The sequence below is a fragment of the Stenotrophomonas sp. AB1(2024) genome (genome assembly GCF_037482345.1).
Lineage (GTDB): Bacteria > Pseudomonadota > Gammaproteobacteria > Xanthomonadales > Xanthomonadaceae > Stenotrophomonas.
On sequence record NZ_JBBHKO020000001.1, the window covers coordinates 518,368 to 537,345 of the forward strand.

Genomic DNA, 18,978 nt, shown 5'->3' on the forward strand with positions numbered 1-18,978 from the left:
GCGAGAGCCGGCAGTGCCGGCCACGACAGGGGCTGAGTTGCGGATGAAATCGCCTTGGTTGTAGGTGGTCGCACTACCCGTCGGGGCGGCCGTCGCGGCATTGGTAGCTGCGACGACCTGCCCCTCAGAGAGCTGATTGAGCTGGGTTGTGAGTGCGGCCCATGAAGTCGTCAGATGGCGGGTCTGCGCGGTGTCATCGCCCGGAAGCCGGAGCTGTGTCTGCACTCTCATTCCGGCGTTGCCCCCGTCAGTTCCATATCCAGCCCGTTGATCGACATGCGGCCCGGGAAGTCGAGGCGGTAGCTATGCCAGCGTGCAGAACGCCGGAAGTCGAACCGGCCTCGGGCCATGTCCACGGTGAAGTCCTGAACCCTAGATTCGCCCAGGGATGCACGGTAAAAGTTCGTTCCAGTGGCCGATGCGGGGCTGACGATGTAACGAGGCACCACGCGCTTGAGCATGGAGTAGCTCGCCATGTCGCCGAAGTCGCCAGTGACCAGCCACGATGGCCCGGGTTCGCCGGTAATGGTCTTCAACACCCCGTCCTGAATTACCGCAGGAGCCTGCGAGTCGGCCAGCCAGAAGCTGGAGTCATAGGCGATATCCGGCAGGTCGTCGTAGGTGGCGTACAGTCCGCCCAGGCCGTCATAGGTGATCTGACCGGACGAATACAGCAGTGCCGCCTGTACTCCCACTGCCTGCCTTCCCCACTGATTTGTACGGAAGTTGTAGATCAGGCAAGAATCAAGTTCGCCGGAGCTGGCCGTGCTGGGGTAGTACCAGTACACAAGGTCGCGCGGGATATCGGCAACACCGAAAATGCGCTCCCGATATTGCTGGTTGAGGTTGGCAAAGAACCATTCGCGGACTGGTGTCGCCGTGCTGTTGAAGGTTGCACCACCAATCGGACGCGGCACCGTGCCGTCGTAGACATAGAAGTCGGACGGACCGATGAAGAACTGTTGCGTACCCACCACCACGACCGACTCGTTGCCCGAGCAGCCGATGTCGCCCGGTACACGATCCCACTGCCACACCAGCGGAGGGCCAACGTAGCGACCCAGGTACATGCTGGTGTCCTTGTAGGCCACCACGTCGCTGCCCAGCGCTGCCCCCGCTTTGATGGCGCCAGGAGAGTCCAGCAGGCGGCCATAAGCGCACTGCGTGGCTGCAGCAGCGGTCCATGTAGCCTGATTGCGGATGCCCGAGCAATGCCAACCATCCGGGGCGTCGCCGTACTGGGCCTGATTCACGTTCAGGGCCATCACGAAGCCCGCAGCGGTCACGATGATCGAGGCGGCCGGAGACGTTGCGATGTCGGTAAACCCGGATCCAGGGACTGCCTGACCGATCACCTCAGTGCGATTGGCGGCCAGCACGTTGTTGCCAAATACCGCCCAGCGCATCCGATTGGTGCCGGAATATCCGCCGACTCGCGACCTATCCACCCACGCGCCAGAGGAAGCCTCCTCGATACGCGGCCCATCGGCCACCAGGACGCGCTTGGTGCCGTCCAGAAGGAGCGCAATGAAGGCGCTGGTAGCCGGAGATGCCAGGGCCGGTAGATTGGCATCAACAAGGGAATTGGCCGCAGACAGGCCCTGCGTGGTCGGAATGATGGCATCGCAGTCGGTCAGGATGCCCGGGGTCTCCGGATCCAGATCCGGCGCGAAGCCAACGAGCTGAGCGCGCATTAGGGGAAATTCCTACGGGCGGTGCGAATCATGGCCCCCGAGCCGTAACGCGCGCCGTCGTCCTCGGCCTTCATGCCATCGCGCGTCGCCTTGGCGATAGCTGCCCACACTTGGATGCGCTCGTCATCCTGGATGTATGGTGCGGAGTGCGTCAGCGAGGCGTACAGGTATAGGCCTGGTTCGCGCGTGATCAGCCAGTTCTGCTGGTTGGCATCGGACAGCGACGGGATCGTGGCGAAATACGTAAGCGTGTAGTCCATGTTGCCGGGACCGTTCACCAGCGTCAGAGTGTTGCCCTGTTCCACGTAGCCGATAGGCGGTCCGCCGAAATAGTTGGCGTTGGTTGCCAGCGCATCCGGGGTCAATGCGGTGAGGCTCTGGCGAAGGCCGCCGAAGTTCACATAGACGCCCTGCATCTCGCGATAGTCGGCAGGCAGCGTGATCGTGTTCCCCGCGCTTGTGCCGGTCGAGGTGGACATCATCTGGCGCACGCGCAACTGGCGGTTAAGATCCGCCTCGGCCAGCTGGATGAAGCCGGGAATTGCGCCGGTGAGGTCGGCACGTGCAAGCTCGTCGGCGACGGCAGCCTTCAGTGTCGAATAGTCAACGATAACCGCCACGCCGCCTCCTCAGAACTTCTTGTTGCCAGTACGTCCCCACACCCGAAATGGGCGGGCATACTCGCTATTGATAAATTCGGTTTGCATGTCGCGCGACCGCATGAACTCGGCCCATGCCACGCCACGTTCGTTGCAATATTTCTCCAGCACCTCGGCTGGAACCTCGGCGAGCATCACAACGTCGCCGGAGGTGTGGGACTGATCTTTGCTCATGGTGGAACAGTGATGCTCCAGTCCCTTGAGCTGATCCATGTCCGCGTAAACCAGGTCGATGGCGTTCTCACCATCTCGGGTCATGACCCGCTTGATTCCGTCCTGCATCGATCCTCCAAAGAAAAGGGGCGACCCGAAGGCCGCCCCAGCTCAGTCCACAGCGCCCGAATTACGGGCTCAGGTCACGCACAGCGCCCAGCACACCTTCCTGCGGCACCACCAGGGTGACCTCGGTCAGGATCTGGTAGTTGACCGCATCACCGACCTGCGCCAGTTCCTTCGACTGGAACGGACGCAGCTGGCCGAGGCTCAGCTTGTCGAAGTCCACCAGATACGAAGTGTTGACCAGACCCGCGACCGAGCCCGACATCACGCGGTTCGGAATCACCTTGGTAACGCCGTAGTCGTGGCCGTAGAAGGTGAACGAGGTCTGCAGAATCACCGGGTTGGGGGTGGACTTGGTATTCACCCCGCCCTGCGTGGCCACCTCATTGGTGCGCTGCACGTTGCCGGTGAAGGTCGAGACAACCTGCTTATGCGCCGGGGAAACCAACAGCGCATCGCAACTGCCACCGTTGGTGTACGCACCGAGGATGACCGCCTTCAGGAACGGCTCGGTGAACGCGCGGAGCGTACCCGCAGTCGGGGCCGTATTGGTCTGCGGGTTCGGAGCCACACCGCCGACGCCCAGGCTGTTGTTGGTCGCGATGAACCCGTACAGGCCACGCATCTGACCCGCCACGCCGGAGGTGCCGGTAACAGCAGTGGCGTTGGAGATCGCCGCAGCCTCGATGTCCTTCTTCAGCTCTACCATCTTCTTGGTGCGCTGGTAGGACACTTCCGAGCTGCGGCCGTACTTGCGCACAGCCTCGGTGGTGCCGGAGATCGACAGGGTGTCCTGAATGATCTGCGTGCGGTTGTTGTACTGGCCCGGCTGGGTGATGGCTGCGTAGGTCGCATCAGCACCTTCAATCGCGGCGTTGGCCGGGTTCGGGGCGCGGTAGGTGTCAGCCGTCCATTCATGGAACCGGTTTTCGACCTTGACGCGGGAGATCGAGGACACCAGCGGGGTGTCGCTCGGGCGGAAGTTGTAAACCTTGTCCTCAACGTCCTCGGCGATGCGAACGACGCTGTTGGTGATCAGGGTGTTTGCGGGCATTTCTGGTCCTTGAGATTAGAATCCGCCCTCGCGCGCCAAGGCTGCGAGTGAACGGAGATCGTTGGGATTGTTGTTGAGGCGCTTACTGGCCTCTGCGATACGTCGCTGCTGCTGGGTCGGCGGGACCTTGGCTGCGCCTGCCTTGACGACACGCTCAGGCGGTGCGGGCTGGCCTTTCTTGGCCTTGGCCGATGCAACCGTCTTCTGGTGTTCGCGCCACTTGGCGGCGTCACGGACCGCGAGCAATGCCCGGTGGTCGGTGAGCATGTTCAGCTCATCCTGGGAATAGCCCAGGTCGATCAGGTACTGCGCGATCTGCTGTTGTTCTGCGGCTGCGACCTTCGGGTCATTCCACTCCTTCAGCTTCTCGTGGAGGACTACGCGCTCACTCTTGGCAAGCTCGGCCTCCTGACGCTCCTGATCCGCCTTCTGCTGTCCGGCAAGCCGGTCGTTCTCAGCCAGCAAGGCATCAAACATCTGCGCCCGCTGCTGGAACTGCTGGTTCTCCGACACCCAGGCTGCGGGGTCTTCGTTCGCCAGCTGTGCAAGCCGCTGTTGGCTACCGATCAACTGCTCGCGCAAAAGGCCCAACAGAGGTGCAGTCTGCTTGGCGAGATATTCCCGCTGCTGCTGCACCTCGTGTCGCTCACCCTCTACGGCGCGCTTGGTTTCGGCTACCTCGCTCGTCTTGCGTCGGTAATCTGCGTCTTTCATGTATCCGGCACGAAGCTCGGACAACTTGACCTTTGCGCCCTCAACCTCGAATTCGGGGTCTTCCGGCGGGGTTTCTTCTTCTTCCTCAGATTCTTCTTCCGATGCCTCTTCTTCGGCCTCTTCCTCGACTTCCTCGGGCGCCTGTTCCTCGTCCAATTCCTCGGTTTCGACTGCCTCGCCCGGCTGCTCGTCCATATCAGCGGCAATATCCATCAGGCTCGGCTCGCTAGGGCCGAGTTCCCCGGAGGGTTGACTCGTCATATCTGTTTCCTTGGTTGCGGCGCTCGGTTAACCCAGTCGGGTTCCATCGGCCATGCGGATTTCGAAGGTTTCGCCCTGACACACGGGCGCGCCGTAGTGCGGGGTTTCGTACAACGCCGGGAATGCCTCAAAAGACACCGTGATCCCGGTTACAACGCCATCAACGGCGCTCAGTCGCGCAACAACTTCCGCCCAACCTGCCGGGCCCTTTCCGCCAGCGACCTTTTCTGAGCCAACTGGCCATCCTGCATCGCGATTCGCAAGTGATCCTTGACCCTGGTCAGCATCAACTGGGTCAGGAACAACTTTTCGCGGCCTTCCGCGTCTCTTACCGGGCTGGTCTGCCATGCTCGGGTGTACTCCGTTTCAAGGATTTCGAAGGCCTCAACGAGCAACGGCTCCCGAAGGAGCCGCTCTGCGTCTAGACCACGTTGAACCTCTTCTTCAGGCGTCACTGCTGCACCTCCTGGGCGATCTCAGCGGTGGCCGTATCAGTGGCCGCGTTGTCGATCTTGGCCTTGGAACTGATATTGGCCGTCTCGATCTTCACCGAGGCTTCCAGCTCAGCCTTCCAGCGCAGGAAGTCGCGCTCCCTCTGCCGGTCCTCGTCCTCGTACTGCAACTTGAGCTGAGCGAGCTGCGCGTCGTACTTGAGCTTCAGCGCTGCCTGGTCGGCCTGCGCCTGACGGTCCAGCTCGTTGCGCTGGGCCTCAAGCTGCGTCTCCTGCATCGCCTGTTGGGCCTGCGCTTCCTGCGTCATGCGGGCTACCTGAATATCGGTCTGCGCCTTGACTTGGATCTCCTGCAGGCGGCCCTGCTGCCTCATCTGCTCGATCTGCACTTCCGGTGGCGGCCCCTGATCAGGCTGCGGAGGCGGTGCTGGGCTGAAGTAGCGCTCTGGCTGCTTCTCACCCGCTGCACGGGCAATGTCCAGCGCCAAGTTCATGGCGTTCTCGGGCGTCACAATACCGAGTTCGAAAGCCTTTTCCTGCGTGCTGGCGATGAGCTGCAGGCCCATCATCTTCTTGGCCTCGCCCTGATTGCCAACGCCCACCGACACCGACATGCGGTATTGGTTTTTCCACTGGCGCGGGTCGATCTGCAACCACTCACCGTTAACCTTGATCTCGCGCTCTCGGTCGGTGTACTGCTTCGCCATCTTGAGCAGCAAGCGCCACTGACGCCGCATGAAGGTCTCGGCGATGACGCGGGCTACCAGCTCGATGCGCTGGGCACCCTGCGAGATCAGCTCGGAAATACCCTCAGACCCGATATTCCCCTTTGCGAGGCTGTCGGCGTTGAGCGAGGAATTCATCTCAGTGACGCCGGTACGGGTGTCGCGCACCTGCCCGAAGTGGTCCAGCAGGGTCAGCACCTGTGGCCCGATAAACGGCGTGGTGTCTACCCGCAGTGCTTCCAGGCTGTTAACACGGCGGTAACCACCGGGTCGCGGGTTAAGCAGGTCGTCAAGGTTGACCTGGCCGTTAACCACCGTGGTCTGCGGCATGTTGACCAGATAGGCGTTATCCATCATCTGGCGCGTCAGCACCGTGTGGATACGCTGCAGGTCTTCCACAAGGTCGTAGAAGCTCAGCCCGATCAGCTTGTAAGGCATCAGGATCGGCGTCGCCAGCGAGAACGGATGGTCGTCCGTCACCTCGTTGGAGTGAATATACCGGCCAGCCTTGACCACGCGGCGGTACTCGGCAATGCCGTCACCGTCGAAGTCAACCTTGATGTAAGCCTCGGTGACCGTGATCTTGCGCTGGCTTTCGTCACCCTCGTTGTCGTCGTAGTCCTCGGAACCGTCGTACTCGTGGCGCTCGTTCTTCTCCCACTGCCCGGCCTCTTGGTCGCCGCAGTAGGTGTCTACCTCGTCTTCCGGCCAGCCCTCAGAGAGTAGGTCCGAACGGGTGCGCTCGACCACATGGGCGATATAGCGCACGTCTGCTAGGGTGCGAGTGTCTCGGGCGATCCGGATCTCTTCCGGCGGGACGCCATCAACCTTGATCTTGTTCTTCTGCTCCCGCAGCTTGAGCGTCACGTCGTAAAGGATCGCGGCCTCAGGTGGCGCGCCCTCCGGCAACTGTTCCGGCGACAGCTGGCCAACCTCCTCAATGGAGGCGATCTCAACACCCTCATCCTGCGACAGCGCCTCAATCTCAGCCGAGGACACGCTCCGGTAGATCTCCTGGCGCTCATCCCACGCCTTCTCGCACCACGTCTTGGTGACGCCCATACGGAAGATCAGGCAGGACTTGATCGCGTCGTGGAGGGTCGTGAAGCCCTCCTCGTTCTCCTTGAAGAACAGGTAATTGCAGTAGGTCGAGGCGTCCTGCGTGTCTTTCTCGTCCTCGCGGCTCTCCGGCTCGAAGACAACCACGCCCTCCTGAGAGAACATCTTCATCAGGGAGGGCATGATCCACTCCACTGTATCCATCAACGTCTTGGACACGATCTGCGAGTGGCCCTCTGCATCAGGCGGAGACAGCTTGCCGCGTGCCTCGCCCATGTAGAAGTAGCGCATCTCCTCGCGGTCGGAGGCGAACTGGTCATTAATACCAATCGCCACCGCACTCTCGCGGTCGATCAGGGCCGCCAGCTCTTCGTCGGTCATCCCAGGCTCGGGAGCATGCGACTCCTCGTCTTCCTCGGTGATTGCGTCGTAGTCGTCAGCCATCAAACAAGCCTCATGTTGGGGCGATGCGCCGGGGTTTCGCCCCAGGTGTCATTCGTCATCTGCTGCTCGGCCTCGGCGACATACCGGAACATGTCCGCGCCGTGGGAATGTTCGTCATGCACCGGCCTGCCCGGCTCGCCCGTGGATTGCGGGATGGCGCGTCGGTAGCGGCGAAGGTTCTCGATCAGTCCCTTGCACTCGTCTTTGTCGAAGACGACGCGGGGGAACATGGATCGGGCCTTGCGGATACCGGCCTCGACTGCGCCGGGGTATGTCGGGATGACTTCTACGGACCAACCAAGGCCCTGCATGAGCTGCTTGGCGGTCAGGCCCGTCTTGTAGTCGCCGTGATCGCCGTCATGGGGTAGGAAGATCGTTCCCCAGTTGTAGCCGAGCTGCTTTAGCTCGGCGCTGATGTATTCCAGGGTCTTACCCCGATACTCCAGCGACTTGATAAGGCGCATCTGGCTGATGTGCTTCTGTACAAAGCCCAGCACCATGGCGTCGTTCCAGCCCAGATCGAAGATGACGTGCACCTTGAGGCGCGGGTCGTAGGGCACCTGAGCGATCCGGTTGGCTTCGACTGCGGATGCCACCTGATCTGCGTAGATCGCGCCAGAGACGGCGGGAACGCACTTGCCAAGCCACTTGTTGTTGTAGTCAGCCTCGGGCAGCTTGAGAGCGTCGTCCTCGCGCTCGGAGACCAGCTCGGTGTCCTTGAACCACGGGTTGTCCGCGTAGTTCATCTGGACAACCACCGCGCTAGACGGCGGCTCAACTACGAATCGCAGGTACGTCGGGTCCGTGTCTAGGCCGGGATTGAAGCTGACCCAAATCTCAGAGCCCGGCTTGCGGATCGTGGGCGTTAGGATCGTCCAACTACGGTCAGAGACGTTGGCCGCCTCTTCCACCCACACGATGTCGATGCCCTCGTAGGACTTGATCGACTCAGCAGTCTGGTCGCTCAGGCCAGCGAAAATGAACTCCGACCCGTTAACACCCTTGATCGCGTTTGCCTGCACGTCGAACAGGGCCGACATGCCCATGCCCTCGATCTGATCGGCCAGCAGCTTATGAACCGAGTCCTTCAGCGACTTCTGCACCTCTCGGGTGCAAAGGATGCGCATCTTGGTTTTGGCCGCCAGGATGATGAGCGCCCTGGCGATACCCCAACTCTTACCCGACCCTCGACCACCGTGGACCACCTTGTAACGCGCAGGCGCAAACAAGAACCCGAGCTTCTCAGGGATCTGGATGCTCAGGCTGGACAAGGGTCACCGTGATACCGGTCAGGAGAGGGTTGTCTGGATCGCTCGCAACCGTCATGGGCAGGACGCGCCCTACGAGTGCAAGGAATGCTGCGGGCTTCTCGCCCGCCTGTCGGACCAGGTAGTCAACCCCACCGGCCTTATCTAGAGCCCCAAGGATCATCTCCTTGAGGTCCTTGTTGATCTTGTTGGGCACACCCTTCTGGCGACCGCCAGTCTTGGGCAGCCCCTTGGGACGAGCCATTCTTGTTGCCTCTAGTTCAGATTGCCTATTGACTTTTAATTAGGGCGACTAGGCGTCTCGTCCTGCAATCCGGGACAATGGAGATTGGTTACGCAACCAGCACACCGGCCCATTGCCCCGCAAGGCTCTGCGCCGGTTTGGCATTACGTAATCACGGAGCCGGATTGCCCCAGTTCGCATCCAGCCAGTACGTCAGTGCGGCGAATGTTTCAAATACGACACATTGCTCAGGCAAAGTCCCCTTATCGGGACCAACCGACCAACCGTTTTGTGTCTTGGTCAGGACAATCTGCTTACCACTCAGCCAAGTCGGCATGTCTGCTCCTGTTGATTGCTCTTCACTACCAGCGTCGCCTAACGTCGAGCATCGACTCATTGGCAAGTCGACCGCCGACGATGCCCCCCATGCCGCTACCGCCCATGGACGAACCGCCCCCACCTCCACCGCCCCCACCACCGCCCGCGAAGCTCTGAACGTTGCTGCCGAACCCAAGGTTTGATCCCTGAGCGGCAGGCTGCGCTGTAATCTGCTGGCCCCACTGGCTCTGCGCTCCCCAGCTACCCGGGATGCCTGCCATGCCATTGCCGAACTGCGTGTTGCCGAGGTTGTTTGTCGATCCCTGCCCTTGCAGATAGCCCGCCCAGGTGTTGCCCGGCGTCTGTGCGCCGAGGCCCAGGTTGGGCGTTGCAGGCATGCCCACCCCGTTGGCGTACCCGGCGTTCACCGGCCCATAGGGGTTGACATTCTCGGGCTGCACGCCGCTTACCTTGTTACCCGTGTGATCGATCAGATAGCCGGCGCCCCTGCCAACCAGTGCACCCACTGCCGGCCCCGCGAATGCAGTTGCCGCCAGTCGTGCGCCGAGGCCCAGGGCGCCCTTCCCAATGTTGCTGTACGTCCCCGTGCTGGAGTCGTAGTTGCTGCCCGGCAGGATGCGGTCTACTACCCGCCCAAAGAAGTTACGGGCCTTACTCGGCTCAGCCATATCTCTCCCCTCAGTTGAGCCGGTCTGTATCGGCTTGCTTGTCGCAAATGTCCGCCGCCTTGCGCAGCAGTGATGCCAGGGCGCCCATGGGCACCTTCCGGCAGATGATTCGTACGTTGCTGTCATCCAGCACGCGAATGGCTGCCGCGAAGGAGGACCTTTCGTGGCACTCCTCAACGAACGCCTGGGCCAGCTCGTCCATGTGGTTCATTTGCCGCTCCGGTGCTGGTCCAGACATTCGGCTGTTGCTGCTCTCTTGTTCTCGCTGTCTTCGTACGCTGCCATTGCCCGAATGTAGGCGAGCGCCCACACGCGCCAGTCCGTACTCTCAGGGGGCGGCGTCGGCCGCAGGGCAATCGAACGTTCGGCGCAGCCTGCAGGCACTGCGAATCGCTGCAGCCCACGCTTCCCGAGACTCGCGCAGGATGTCAGCATCAAGGTGGCTGCTATCAGGAGAAGCAGCAATACGCTCCTGTACCCGCGCCACACGCTCTTGTGCCTGTCGCTGAGTCTCATAGCCTTCAGTCTCGATCCGTTGCTGTGTCGAACGGCTGATCTCGTTCGATTTCGCCGTTGCCCTGGCGTCCGTCGTCAGCTCCCGGACCTCTTCCCTCGCCTCGCTGCCACCTCGCCAGTACAGCAGCGCGGCAATGCTCACAAGGGCGGCCAGTAGCCAGACCTTCGGGCTCAAGTACCAGGGGATCACAGACAGCCTCCATCACACGCTCGCCCACTGCTGAACAGTGAACGCAAAGGGGTAGGACACGCAAAGCCGGATGATCGGGCCGACGTACACGGCACTGACCACGCCAATCAACTGGCCCTGTTCGTTGAAGATGCCGGCACCTGAGTCACCCTTGCCGCACGTCATGTCGTAGACCAACGCACCCTGATACCAGCCAGCGAAGGTGCCAAACCGGTAGAGCTGCTCAAATCCATCAACATTTCCCAGCACCTGGACCCGATCACCCTTCTTCGGGCTTGGTCCGCGCTGAGCCCAGACTGGGAGGCGCTTCTGCACCCGCAGCAGGGCGTGGTCCCTGGAGTCGATCTCGATGTGGCTGACCGTGACCCGCTCGGTTCCAATGTAGAGGTAGCTGTCGGTCCGCTTGACGCAGTGCGCCGCCGTTAGCAGGGCGTCTCGACCCACCGCTGTGGCGCTGCACAGCCCGCCATCCTGCGTGCCGATCCGGTAGGTGTACTGCTCAATGGATGGGCGCGCCTGTGCACACCCCGCGATCAGAAACAGCAGGGATACGGCGAAGCAGCGCATGGCAGACCCTCTAGGTCTTGGTTACAGCCTGGTCAGAGACGTTGGAAGCCAGGTAAAGGCCCAGCACCCATGCCGATTGGCTCATCCACTGCGCCGCGTCCAACTTCCCAATAGCGAAGAACACAACACCTGCAGCCCAACCGGCGCACGCCAGCAGGAACTTGCGGCTCATATACCTAGAGTCGTTCATGACCGGCCCTCGCAGAGCTTCCGCTCGGCGGCGCGCCTATTAACCAAGCCCTTGACCCGCTTTCCTCCGGCATAGACCCATTTACTCAACTCGGCGCACCAGCCCGGTCCAACCTCGCCATCGTTGATGCGGCGAACCATCGTGGAGCGGCAAGTGGCCGAGACACCGACGTTGTAGGAGAACGACAGGACCGCAGCCCACTCGCGCTCACGCATCGGCCGATTAATGCAACCACTGATACCGGTCAGGTACTGGCCCAGCCGGCTGTTGAGCTTCGCCGCGCACTCCTGCTCGCCGTACTTGCGCTGCTCATGCGGGCCGGTGTCGCCGTAGCAATAGGTGGCAACGCCCACGATGTCGATGTAGGGCTCCGTGGCGTACCCTTCCCAGGGCTTGACCAGTGCCAGCGCCAGAACCAGTACGCTCGCGGCTGATCCGCCGATGATTTTGCCCTTCATTTTGACCTCGCTTCCCGGCGCCATTTCCAGATCAGGTAACCAATCTGCGCAGCCAGGTAGATCAAGGTCGCCGCGCCCACAAGGAACGTCATGTCAATGGCCCCGCCGACTGACGCGGCCACAACCGCCAAAGGCGGCGCACTCTTGGCCGCAGCTGCGCCAGCCGCGTTAACCATCTCTTGATTCACACTCGATCCCCTGTCGCGTTAAAAGGTGCCCAGCGCTGCGCAAGCGCAGGCATCCACGGCGCTATGGTCCGGGGCTGGGCGTTGAAATGGCGGGTTGCTGAGGAGTCGAACCCCTGCCCCTCGGGGCACCACGGTTTTCAAGACCGCTCGCCGTCCTACACAGCGGAACAACCCTCTGATCGCATCTTCCGTTTCTTCGGAAGCCTGTAGACCTGAACCGGATCGCTCGAGCCTGGATCTGTTTTGCACGTGGCGCGCACCGCGTCCTTAGCGCTCAGCCCGTGGTGCATCAGGGCCATCGCCGCAGCACTGCCGCAGCCAATCGCCGCCATGTCGTCCAGAATTGGAAACTCTGGGAAGCGTTCACATGCGATCCATACCGAGCCGTCTGGCTTGAGTATCACCAGCTCGGTATCCTCAAATTCAGGGGAGTCGCCCTGCCTGCCGCCCAGTAGCCAACTGATCGCAGCGTAGGCTTTCGGCCAATCCCCGGCCCCACCGACGCAGCCACCACCAGGCAGTTCAAATATCTTCTGCACACGATGGATGGTTCCGCTGGACAACTGGGTATCGGCAGCCATCATCCCGTCGCGGACTGCGATTGTGGTCATCGCGGGCCACCATGCTCAGGATTGTCGGTAACGCACATGTAAACGACGAGTGCCACGTACAGAACCAGCCCGATGACAATCATGCTGCCTCCTCAAACATCGCCGCATTGACGCGGGATCGAGCCACCTCGCCATGCTCCCGGTGGAAGACCACCGCCTGCATGGTTCTGGCTGAGCGCCAGCCGCCGTTGTTGGCGTAGGCGTCCTTCGCGGCCAGGGTGTTGAAGCTTTCCACCGAGCAACCGGGGAATTCCTTCTTGCTCTCATGGTGAATGTGACCCTGCCACCAGTACCGGTGCAGGCACTCACCCCAATCTGTCGCGCGATCCGCCGCCATGACGCCCGGCAGTTTTTCCGGTTTGCAGGTATGGCCGTGGTGCATCCCGACCAGCACCTTGCCAAATCGGAAGTAATTGAATACGGACGGATTCACGTCCACGGTGACACGGGGTTCGCGCTCGTAGACGGTGGCAATAAGGCGCGCCAGCCAGAGTGCGCCGGTCTCATCGTGGTTGCCGACCACGTTCACCACGTGGACGAACTTGTGCTTGGACAGCGCCGATTCAATGCACTGCCGCATCGTCGCCACGGCCACGTCGATGACCTTGGCGTACCGCCCGTCCGCGTCCAGCATGTGGCCTGAGCGGGGAGTCTTGGCTTCCATGCTGTCGTAATGCAGCATGTCGCCCAGGTTTACCACCAACGCCGTTTCCGTTGCCGGAGCCGCCTCAACCAGGGCCGCCATCGCCTCGCAGTGCACTCGCCGGGCAATCTGGAGATCCCAATCCTCGCCCGTTTCCACGCCCCACGACGACATGCCGATGTGGGGGTCACCGATGGGGTAGCCGACCAGCAGATCAGTCCGCCAGCTACCCCTAGCCTTGCGTGGAGCGACCTTGGGGAGGTCCGCAGCCATCGCCACAACCGCCGCCTCAAGCGCGGCCTGCATCTGTACGCCGTCCTGGGACGTTTTCACCCACTGGCCGGCGACACTGCCGTCTGTGCGGTAGAGGGTCGAGGTTCCTTTAACTTGGAACCCTGGCGCCGCCGGGTGGACCATCTGCTGCTCCGGAGCCCAGCCACCTTTGGCGGCCAGCACCGGGTCTTCCTGATCCTGCGGGCGGATTACGCCGAATTTGTTGCATTTGCGGCAAACAGTTCGGTTCCCGCCGTTCTTAACCGCACCCTCCTCACCGCATCGTGGGCATTTCATCAGTCACCCGTATCGGTTCGTGGGAGGTTTTTATTGCTAAATGCATACTGAAGCTGACCCACTGCGCCGGGCGTTGGCCGGTCGTCCTGCAGCATTCCCACCCCGTTGGCGTCAAGCAGCAGGGCCAGACACGCCATCGCGTGAGCCAAGTGGTGAACGCCTGAGTCCTCGGCGAAGTCCTCGCCGTCCCAGAAGGCATCGATATGGCGATGCATTGCCGCCACATACACCGAGACGCTGATCTTGGAATCCCGCCAGTTATACGGGCCGTACTTCCGCGCCCCATCGGCCAGTGCCAGTGCCAGGTAGTGCTTGGCGCTTGGCGGAACGAGGTGTAGAGGCACTTTCGTGGCCCCGACAGCCGTTTTCGGGTTGTTGTCGGGGTAGGCCACGGTAGCTCCAAAGAAAAACCCCGGACTGGCCGGGGCTTTAAACAATCATTGGGCGAGGAAGTGGCGGGTTAAACCGTCACGGATCGCGCATGGTACGAATAATCCGCACTTCCATCGTGGCTAGCAACCACGATTAAGCCGCCTCGTTCCTCAACGCCTGCTCCATGGCGCGGGCCGCCGCCTGCTCCTCATCGATCATCCGGCTGAGCATCCACTCGTAGACCGGTGCCCACGTCTGCCGGTAGCTAGCCTCAGTCATACCGAGCAGCTTGGCACGCTTCTCGTTCGTGTCCACTTCCTTGTCCCGCTTCATGGTGTGAAGGAGGATCGGAATCAGAATGGGCAGCTTGTCCTGCAGCTTCTCCGGCCACAGGTTGTCCCTCGCGACCGCAACACGCGCCTGGAGAATTGAACGCTGGCGGGTGGTGGCCTCGCTTCGGTCGCCATTGAACTTGGCCAGAGACTCGGCCAGCCCATAGTTACACCCCGCGTCGGCGTGCCTGCGCATCCGCTCAGCCCACTCACCCATCGCGACCTTGGCGATTCCCTGGTATATCGCCGCGCCACGGCGAACCGCGCCATCTGTCCAGTACAGGTACTCCAGCAGGTCGCGCCCCATTCCAGCAGGGACAAACCCGAGGGCCATGGCATACGGGTTTTCGGTACTACCGGCACCACTTGGGAGTACGTCGTACCGCACCGAGGACGGGTTCAGTTGGGCCAGCTTTTCGCGTACGTCAACCATGAGGGTTCCCCTGATCTTGTCTGGAAAGTTGACCGCGCGCGGAGCGCAGTGCATGAATCCACCGGTATGCCGTCGCCCTGTGCATTCCGTAGCGTTCCGTCAACTCCTTGGGGGTCGGCACTCTGTTCCGATACTGGTCTGCCAGCCTTATCGCCATTTCCAGCCTCACGTTCGTTGTATCGCGAACACCGCCGAGCTCTTCATGCCATACGCGGCTGGTCACGACACAGCTCCAATAGCCGAGAGGGCCTCCGTCAGGGAGGTGACCACCACCACCGAGTCGCCCCACAGCGCATGAAATTTCACCTGATCCGGCGTCAGCCGGCGTTCGCTGGGCGGCTTCGCGCCGTCCTTAACTTCGATCAGAATCAGTCGGCCACACCGCCGAACGAGCAGGTCGGGACAGCCATTACCCACGGCCCCCAGGTCCACAACATCGCAACCCGACTTTCGCAGGCCAGCCACGATCTCGGCATGGTTCTCATCACGCCTCGCCGCCCTTCTCATGCGACCTCCAGCAGCAGGTTCTGGCCTGCGAGAAGTTCATCGTCACTGCCGTAGGCGGCATGGAACAACCTGGATCCATCCATCAGGCTGGGACCGTAGTGCACCCGCATCTCCTTCACCGTGCAGCCCCAATTTGGAACGCCACGGTGGTGCCAAGGGCAGACTCCCACGCCGAACATATGGCCGCGCCTCCGCCCCCCGCTAAGCAAGTGGTGATAGTCGCACCCACACACCGGAGTAAACCCTAGTGGGGCTTGATCGCCCTCCGCCCACGCAAGGCAAGCGACGCACGGCCCCTCTTTGCAGGCCATGATGCGCGCCGCCTCTGCGTTGGTTGGCCGTCCAGTGGACAGTCCGCGCTTCATGCGGCCTCCTGGACCATGCAGCCGGCCATCGACTCGATCTGTTCGGCGGTGCACTTCGGCCAGTAGGTCGCGGCCAGATGCCGGCACAGGCCGCGCATGACCTCGCGGAACTGGCCCTCGTCTAGGGACTCGAACGACAGGGACTGCGGGATACGCGCCACGTAGGAGCCGCCACCGCTGGGCAGCAGGCAGGCGATCTCCTCGCAACCAACGCCCGACTCGACCTGCAGGCGCTTGAGCACCTTGTGCGGGTCCATGCCGGTGAAGGCGTCCAGGTTCTCGGCGCACAGGATGCCCAGCTGGTGTGCCAGCCGGTGGAACTTCGGGTTTCGCGGCTTCTTGAACTCGGCGAAGACCAGGTCGCCCACGCTGTAGGATCGTTGGCGCAACCGGGCGGCAGTGGTGGTGTCGGCCACCCGGAAGCAGCCCTTGTCCACCCGCAGGGCGAAGCGCTCGGTCGCCGGAGTCTTTCGGAGGGAGGTCACGATTGCACCTCCGGACGTCGAACCCAGTCTCGATGCCACCGAGCGCTAGCTTCCCTACCTGCTAGGTCGATCCGAATCAGGCGGTGATAATCCTCGATTTTCGCATACGCCCATGCGCCACAGGCCAACCCAGACACAAGGCTAAGCAGGGCGATGAAGAATCGACCAGGCGGGGCCCACTCCAGTGGGTCAAGGGTCGCGGCAGTGAATGATCCGAGCAGGAAGAGAATGCAGGAGGCCAGCGCCCATGCGAAGACCGCGACAACTAGATATCGGATCATTGCGACACCAGGGACCAGCGCGAAACCATTAGGCAGCGTAAGGGCTGCGACGATGGCGGCTAACTCATCCTCAAAACCCTCCACTCGCCCCGCTAAAAGCTGGCGCGCGAATGACTGCTTTACTTGACTTCCGGATGCCCTGTACTTGGCCGCCAGCAGCTCCCGCGCCCGGCTTTCAATGTCGTTCATTCCGCCCTCCTCTTGATCTCGCTGTCTCGTTCGTCCCAGCCGGCCTGCCACTCCTTGCGCAGCTCATGCCCGTCGGGGCCCATTTCGAACATCGGGACCGACGACCGGTCCTTGTGCGCGTCGCGCATGTAGCGGCCCGACTGGTGGGCGGCGTGGAGTTGTTCGGGGGTCATAGCGAGATCACCTTGTCGCTAAGCGCCGTACCACGCCAGGAATTGAATGTGCGCGCGCGCCGACTCATGTATAGGCTTTGCTTGTGGTCGAGAATCGCCTTCACTGTCTTCTCCCTGTAGCCGACCGCCAGTGCGATCTCCGAAGCTGAGCATCGCTCCGAGCGCAGGAAACGGATGGTGTCTGCCTTGGTCATGGGATGGCTCCAACCGCCCTCGCCTGGGCCGTGGCCTTTAGCGACTGCAGCTCCTTGTTGCACACGTCGCAGATGCCCGGGCCGCCGCAGCGCGCGCGGATACCATCGGCGCGTGGGGTCACGTGCCCGTGACTGTTGTCGTGCCGCCGCGCCGACGGCTTGAACAGCTTGGCGATCTGATCGAACTTCTTCTTCATCTCCGGGGAGTCCGGATCAGCCGGAATCGGCTGTTTGGTCAGCGTCAACTGTCCGCGTGGCGGCATCGCCTTCAGCAGGTCGCCGGGCTGCGGCCAAGTCGCGCTCTCGCGGCACAGGACGGCGAAGCCCTTGCGGAATCGCGGCGCGTCCTGCTCTTGGTCGAACTGACGCCCCTCAGTTACCGCCTCCAACCAGACGGCGGCGGTCAGCTGGATAACCTCTGCCGCCGGTGTCCGCTCCTTGCCCAAGCACATGAGCCGTTTCAGGCCCTCCGAAATTTCCCGCTTGATCCAGTCCGCCATTTCCGAATTCCTCCAATGCCATCAACGCTTGCGCCGTTTTGCCCATCTGCTGGACGTTTCCGGGCCCGGCCCGGGCGACGCCGCGCGGCGAGTCTGCTCGGCGGATCCAGTTTCGCCAGGTGCTTTGCCAGTTCGCCTTACGACCCTTGGCCCCGGCGACGCCGTGCCAGTAGTCGCGGAACTTCTCGGCCTCGGCGCGCCAATCGACCTCCGGCCGCTCGGCAACCGCGAAGTCGATGTCGTCGGCGGAGGGAGCCCAGTCGGCGGGGAGGCGGGAGCCGTTAGGCGAACGCGCCGCTCCTGCTTTTTGCTTTTCTGCTTGGTTACTGGTGTCTGGTGTCTGGAGAGCATTGCCTTCGCTATGCGTTCGCAGTGCGTTCGCATTGCCTTCGCATTGCGCCTGCTGTGTATCCCTGCTCCAGCGGGCATTTGCGCTGGCACGCGCCTTGTCCTGCTTGACCTGGTAGCGCTCGATCTCTTCGTCAGCGCGCTTGTTGTGCCAGCCGTCGTCGGCCAGCACAAAGAACTCCCCCAGCACCACATCGACAGCTTCGACTTCGCCCGGCGAACGGGCACCCACTAGGCGAGCAACCTGCCGGACATCGGTTGGCAGCGGCTCCTCCTGGAGGTAGTACCTGCGCAGCAGCCGCGAGTAGATCGCGTCCTCGACCAGTGACAGGTGCGCCGTGGCCGCTGCGTAGTCCCCGATGTGGTGTTCGTAATAATTCACGGTCAGTCCTCGAACAGGGCTCGCATGTAGGCCATACACGCGGCGGCCTTAGCGGCCTTTCGCGTGGTGCCATGAACAAGCTGGTGAATCTGGTCGGCGGTCTGATCTGCACAGGAAAACGGGTCGTTCCACACTTCACTTCCAGTGAAGCGAATGACGGTCACGCCCTGGGCCAGCATCCAACGGTCGCGGGATCGGTCCTTTGCCGCCTGCTCCTTTGTGCGTTCATGGAATTCATGCCCGTCCAACTCAACCACCAGTCGCCTTGCCGAACCATCCGCAGACGCGCACGTGAACAAAACGTCCGCACGGTATGGCCCAAGTTTCGCCTGCTGCTCCATCCGCACCAGCGGCGCCCGAGGAACCGCTAGACGGTCTCGGACCAAGTCGAAAGCGGCCGTGTACAGCGCCTCGATAGGGCTGTCCGACTTTTCCCCGGCATATCGGGTAGAGAGCCAATCGCGCCAGCCGTCCTTCTTCATTACTGCCCCCGCAGGCGCTGCTCGGCGCAGTCGGCACAGAAGCGCCACACGACGCCCAGGGCGGTTACGTGGCAGCGCTGGTCGCCGCACTCTTCGCAGGGCGGGACGGGTTTCATTGGGCGGCTCAGGTGGGCGCGCAGGGCGTGGTCACGCTCGGCACACT

At 62.1% G+C, this 18,978-nt stretch carries 29 protein-coding genes and 1 tRNA gene; all 30 read right to left on the reverse strand.

The window, feature by feature from the left end; genetic code table 11:
* Positions 1-227: 227 nt before the first annotated feature.
* Positions 228-1,694 (reverse strand): hypothetical protein, encoded by a 1,467-nt coding sequence (locus WIX41_RS02345; protein WP_339445572.1) that lies wholly within the window; start codon positions 1,692-1,694, stop codon positions 228-230.
* Positions 1,694-2,314, reverse strand: a complete 621-nt coding sequence (locus WIX41_RS02350) for a phage adaptor protein (protein WP_339445573.1) — start codon at positions 2,312-2,314, stop codon at positions 1,694-1,696. The genes WIX41_RS02345 and WIX41_RS02350 overlap by 1 nt, the downstream gene beginning before the upstream one ends.
* Before the next feature lie 9 nt (positions 2,315-2,323).
* A complete protein-coding gene (locus WIX41_RS02355) occupies positions 2,324-2,635 on the reverse strand; it encodes a hypothetical protein (protein ID WP_339445574.1) in 312 nt (103 codons plus the stop codon).
* 61 nt (positions 2,636-2,696) lie between these two features.
* A complete protein-coding gene (locus WIX41_RS02360; protein WP_339445575.1) occupies positions 2,697-3,686 on the reverse strand; it encodes an SU10 major capsid protein in 990 nt (329 codons plus the stop codon).
* Between the two features lie 15 nt (positions 3,687-3,701).
* Positions 3,702-4,613, reverse strand: coding sequence for a hypothetical protein (locus tag WIX41_RS02365; protein WP_339445576.1), 912 nt, complete (start codon positions 4,611-4,613; stop codon positions 3,702-3,704).
* Between the two features lie 218 nt (positions 4,614-4,831).
* Positions 4,832-5,116 carry a hypothetical protein gene (locus WIX41_RS02370; protein ID WP_339445577.1) on the reverse strand — a complete coding sequence of 95 codons (285 nt, stop codon included), beginning with the start codon at positions 5,114-5,116 and terminating at the stop codon, positions 4,832-4,834.
* On the reverse strand, positions 5,113-7,341 hold the full coding sequence (locus tag WIX41_RS02375) for a portal protein (protein WP_339445578.1): 2,229 nt from the start codon (positions 7,339-7,341) through the stop codon (positions 5,113-5,115). The genes WIX41_RS02370 and WIX41_RS02375 overlap by 4 nt, the downstream gene beginning before the upstream one ends.
* Positions 7,341-8,612 (reverse strand): PBSX family phage terminase large subunit, encoded by a 1,272-nt coding sequence (locus tag WIX41_RS02380; protein WP_339445579.1) that lies wholly within the window; start codon positions 8,610-8,612, stop codon positions 7,341-7,343. The genes WIX41_RS02375 and WIX41_RS02380 overlap by 1 nt, the downstream gene beginning before the upstream one ends.
* On the reverse strand, positions 8,584-8,853 hold the full coding sequence (locus WIX41_RS02385; RefSeq protein WP_339445580.1) for a hypothetical protein: 270 nt from the start codon (positions 8,851-8,853) through the stop codon (positions 8,584-8,586). The genes WIX41_RS02380 and WIX41_RS02385 overlap by 29 nt, the downstream gene beginning before the upstream one ends.
* 151 nt (positions 8,854-9,004) lie before the next feature.
* The gene (locus tag WIX41_RS02390) at positions 9,005-9,169 is read right to left on the reverse strand and encodes a hypothetical protein (protein WP_339445581.1); all 165 of its coding nucleotides are present in this window, start codon (positions 9,167-9,169) and stop codon (positions 9,005-9,007) included.
* 25 nt (positions 9,170-9,194) lie between these two features.
* Positions 9,195-9,839 (reverse strand): hypothetical protein, encoded by a 645-nt coding sequence (locus WIX41_RS02395; protein WP_339445582.1) that lies wholly within the window; start codon positions 9,837-9,839, stop codon positions 9,195-9,197.
* A 10-nt stretch (positions 9,840-9,849) separates the two neighbouring features.
* The gene (locus WIX41_RS02400) at positions 9,850-10,050 is read right to left on the reverse strand and encodes a hypothetical protein (RefSeq protein ID WP_339445583.1); all 201 of its coding nucleotides are present in this window, start codon (positions 10,048-10,050) and stop codon (positions 9,850-9,852) included.
* Positions 10,051-10,167: 117 nt separating this feature from the next.
* On the reverse strand, positions 10,168-10,545 hold the full coding sequence (locus tag WIX41_RS02405) for a hypothetical protein (RefSeq protein ID WP_339445584.1): 378 nt from the start codon (positions 10,543-10,545) through the stop codon (positions 10,168-10,170).
* 12 nt (positions 10,546-10,557) lie between these two features.
* Complete coding sequence (locus WIX41_RS02410; protein WP_339445585.1) at positions 10,558-11,112, reverse strand: trypsin-like serine peptidase; 555 nt, start codon at positions 11,110-11,112, stop codon at positions 10,558-10,560.
* A 10-nt stretch (positions 11,113-11,122) separates the two neighbouring features.
* Positions 11,123-11,284 (reverse strand): hypothetical protein, encoded by a 162-nt coding sequence (locus WIX41_RS02415; RefSeq protein WP_339445586.1) that lies wholly within the window; start codon positions 11,282-11,284, stop codon positions 11,123-11,125.
* Positions 11,285-11,298: 14 nt separating this feature from the next.
* Entirely contained in the window at positions 11,299-11,760 is a 462-nt protein-coding gene (locus WIX41_RS02420; RefSeq protein WP_339445587.1) for a lysozyme, read from the reverse strand.
* A 275-nt stretch (positions 11,761-12,035) separates the two neighbouring features.
* A tRNA-Ser gene (locus WIX41_RS02425) sits at positions 12,036-12,122 on the reverse strand.
* Entirely contained in the window at positions 12,104-12,559 is a 456-nt protein-coding gene (locus tag WIX41_RS02430; RefSeq protein ID WP_339445588.1) for a hypothetical protein, read from the reverse strand. Before WIX41_RS02430 ends, WIX41_RS02425 begins: the two co-directional genes overlap by 19 nt.
* A gap of 79 nt (positions 12,560-12,638) precedes the next feature.
* Positions 12,639-13,658, reverse strand: coding sequence for a hypothetical protein (locus tag WIX41_RS02435; RefSeq protein WP_339445589.1), 1,020 nt, complete (start codon positions 13,656-13,658; stop codon positions 12,639-12,641).
* A gap of 113 nt (positions 13,659-13,771) precedes the next feature.
* Complete coding sequence (locus WIX41_RS02440) at positions 13,772-14,164, reverse strand: dATP/dGTP diphosphohydrolase domain-containing protein (RefSeq protein ID WP_339445590.1); 393 nt, start codon at positions 14,162-14,164, stop codon at positions 13,772-13,774.
* 133 nt (positions 14,165-14,297) lie between these two features.
* The gene (locus WIX41_RS02445; RefSeq protein WP_339445591.1) at positions 14,298-14,909 is read right to left on the reverse strand and encodes a hypothetical protein; all 612 of its coding nucleotides are present in this window, start codon (positions 14,907-14,909) and stop codon (positions 14,298-14,300) included.
* Between the two features lie 219 nt (positions 14,910-15,128).
* Positions 15,129-15,416, reverse strand: coding sequence for a hypothetical protein (locus WIX41_RS02450; protein WP_339445592.1), 288 nt, complete (start codon positions 15,414-15,416; stop codon positions 15,129-15,131).
* Positions 15,413-15,781, reverse strand: coding sequence for a Ref family recombination enhancement nuclease (locus WIX41_RS02455; protein ID WP_339445593.1), 369 nt, complete (start codon positions 15,779-15,781; stop codon positions 15,413-15,415). The genes WIX41_RS02450 and WIX41_RS02455 overlap by 4 nt, the downstream gene beginning before the upstream one ends.
* Positions 15,778-16,266, reverse strand: coding sequence for a hypothetical protein (locus WIX41_RS02460; RefSeq protein ID WP_339445594.1), 489 nt, complete (start codon positions 16,264-16,266; stop codon positions 15,778-15,780). Before WIX41_RS02460 ends, WIX41_RS02455 begins: the two co-directional genes overlap by 4 nt.
* The gene (locus WIX41_RS02465; RefSeq protein WP_339445595.1) at positions 16,263-16,736 is read right to left on the reverse strand and encodes a hypothetical protein; all 474 of its coding nucleotides are present in this window, start codon (positions 16,734-16,736) and stop codon (positions 16,263-16,265) included. The genes WIX41_RS02460 and WIX41_RS02465 overlap by 4 nt, the downstream gene beginning before the upstream one ends.
* Entirely contained in the window at positions 16,733-16,909 is a 177-nt protein-coding gene (locus tag WIX41_RS02470; RefSeq protein ID WP_339445596.1) for a hypothetical protein, read from the reverse strand. The genes WIX41_RS02465 and WIX41_RS02470 overlap by 4 nt, the downstream gene beginning before the upstream one ends.
* Positions 16,906-17,103 (reverse strand): hypothetical protein, encoded by a 198-nt coding sequence (locus tag WIX41_RS02475; protein ID WP_339445597.1) that lies wholly within the window; start codon positions 17,101-17,103, stop codon positions 16,906-16,908. Before WIX41_RS02475 ends, WIX41_RS02470 begins: the two co-directional genes overlap by 4 nt.
* The gene (locus WIX41_RS02480; RefSeq protein WP_339445598.1) at positions 17,100-17,549 is read right to left on the reverse strand and encodes a hypothetical protein; all 450 of its coding nucleotides are present in this window, start codon (positions 17,547-17,549) and stop codon (positions 17,100-17,102) included. The genes WIX41_RS02475 and WIX41_RS02480 overlap by 4 nt, the downstream gene beginning before the upstream one ends.
* Positions 17,476-18,333: a YdaU family protein gene (locus WIX41_RS02485; RefSeq protein ID WP_339445599.1), complete on the reverse strand. Its 858-nt coding sequence runs from the start codon at positions 18,331-18,333 to the stop codon at positions 17,476-17,478. The genes WIX41_RS02480 and WIX41_RS02485 overlap by 74 nt, the downstream gene beginning before the upstream one ends.
* Positions 18,334-18,335: 2 nt before the next feature.
* Positions 18,336-18,815 carry an endonuclease domain-containing protein gene (locus WIX41_RS02490; RefSeq protein WP_339445600.1) on the reverse strand — a complete coding sequence of 160 codons (480 nt, stop codon included), beginning with the start codon at positions 18,813-18,815 and terminating at the stop codon, positions 18,336-18,338.
* Positions 18,816-18,978: the final 163 nt, after the last annotated feature.